2 protein-coding genes are annotated in these 1,636 nt (G+C 64.1%); both read right to left on the minus strand.

Going from position 1 to position 1,636, the window contains the following annotated elements; translation table 11 throughout:
• Nucleotides 1–1,259, minus strand: a 1,259-nt coding sequence (locus QXZ85_RS33680) for a polyketide synthase (RefSeq protein WP_315729245.1), incomplete at its 3' end; no start/stop codon positions are given.
• Nucleotides 1,256–1,636, minus strand: a 381-nt coding sequence (locus tag QXZ85_RS33685; protein WP_315729244.1) for an acyl carrier protein, incomplete at its 5' end; no start/stop codon positions are given. The genes QXZ85_RS33680 and QXZ85_RS33685, both read right to left, overlap by 4 nt.

Consider the following 1,636-nt stretch of genomic DNA (forward strand, 5'->3'; position numbering starts at 1 on the left):
GCCTCGGACGCGACCTTCACGGGCAACTCATCCCAGGCGATGTGCGGGTTGGGCGCCTCGAAGTGCAGGTTCTTCGGGATCCGACCGTGCTGCAGCGACAACACCACTTTGATCAGGCCGGCAACCCCGGCCGCCGCTTGCGTATGCCCCAGATTGCTCTTGACCGAGCCAATGATCACCGGCCGGTCCGCTTCTCGGCCTTCTGACAGAACAGATCCGAGCGCCTGAACCTCAATCGGATCTCCAAGCACCGTCCCGGTACCGTGACACTCGACGTATCCAACCGCCGACGGCTTTACCCCCGCCTGCGCCAGCGCGCTGCGGATCACCGCCTCCTGCGAGGGACCATTCGGTGCCGACAGACCATTGCTGCGGCCGTCCTGATTCACCGCGGAACCACGAATCACCGCCAGAACCGAATGCCCGTTCCGCCGCGCATCGCTCAGGCGCTCCAGAACCACCATCCCGCACCCTTCTGACCACGTGGTACCGTCCGCGTTCGCAGAAAAGGGCTTGCAGCGACCGTCCGCGGCAAGTCCACGCAGCCGGCTGAACTCCACGAATGGTCCCGGCGTTAGCATCAGCGTCACACCTCCCGCCATCGCCAGCGAGCACTCGCCCTGACGCAGCGACTGGCAAGCCAGGTGCACCGTCACCAGCGACGACGAGCACGCCGTGTCCACAGTCATGCTCGGACCCTGCAGCCCAAGGACATAGCTGATCCGCCCCGACGCCACGCTCGCGGTGGTGCCCGTACCAACGTAGCCGTCGAGCCGTTCTAGTCCCCCGGCCAACGTGCCGTACTCCTGGTAGCTCAACCCGACGAAAACCCCGGTGCTGCTCCCCACTAGACGCTCGGCCGCAATTCCCGCGTGCTCCAGAGTCTCCCAACTCGTCTCCAGCAACAGCCGCTGCTGCGGATCCATGCTCACCGCCTCGCGCGGCGAGATCCCGAAGAAACCAGAATCGAACCGGTCGATCCCGGTCAGGAACCCCCCGGACCGCGTGGTCATCTTGCCCAGGGCATTAGGATCGGGATCATAAAGCGCATCGACATCCCAGCGCTCGCTTGGCACTTCCGTCACCGCGTCGATCCCTTCGTCGATCAGACGCCAGAAGGTCCCTGGATCGCTAACGCCCCTCGGATAGCGGCAACCCATCCCCACGACCGCGATCGGCTCCTTCTGCTCGTATTCAACTTGCTGAAGCTTCGCTCTCAGCTTCTCGATCGTGACAAGCGCGTCCCGTTGCCAACTCATTGTCCGATCTCCTCACGCACTCGTTGTATGCTTTCAGTAAGTTCGCGTTCGAGCTCTGCCGATGAAAATTCATCGATTCGGGAGATGCGCTTTCGCAACGAATCCTGCTCTGCCGGGCGCGCTGTCTTCGGCGTGACCACGATCGGAGCGTCTGTTGGCGACAACGACAACACCCTCGCGATCAGATACTGGGCTATCGCGGCTGGCGTCGGGTGGTCGAACGCCAGCGTCGCCGGTAGCGATGCCCCGGCGCGCTGGCCCAGCCCGTTACGCAGCTCCACCGCCATCAGCGAATCAAGTCCCAGCTCCTTGAGCGGGCGGTCTGGCTCAATGGCTTCCGCAGTCAGCGACAGCACGCGCGCGACCTCGGCCCGCAC

The sequence above is a fragment of the Bradyrhizobium sp. SZCCHNGR1005 genome (genome assembly GCF_032489995.1).
In the GTDB taxonomy this organism is placed as follows: Bacteria; Pseudomonadota; Alphaproteobacteria; order Rhizobiales; family Xanthobacteraceae; genus Bradyrhizobium.